1 pseudogene is annotated in these 208 nt (G+C 35.6%); it reads left to right on the forward strand.

Annotation, left to right across the window (positions count from 1 at the left end):
* Positions 1-208: pseudogene (locus tag V7659_RS20855) on the forward strand (ABC transporter ATP-binding protein); the annotation flags it as partial.

The following is a 208-nucleotide window of genomic DNA, read 5'->3' on the forward strand; positions in this document are numbered from 1 at the left end:
GGTGCCGGAAGAACAGAGCTGGCAATGAGTATCTTTGGAAAATCGTACGGAAAGAAAATAACAGGACAAATATATAAGGATAATAAAGAAATCCATTTGAATAATGTTAGTCAGGCAATCGAACATGGAATCGCTTATGTTTCTGAAGATCGAAAGGGGAACGGGCTAATTTTAATGGATGATATTAAACAAAACATTACATTAGCCA

This window comes from Neobacillus drentensis (genome assembly GCF_036966985.1).
Classification (GTDB): Bacteria; Bacillota; Bacilli; order Bacillales; family Cytobacillaceae; genus Neobacillus; species Neobacillus drentensis_E.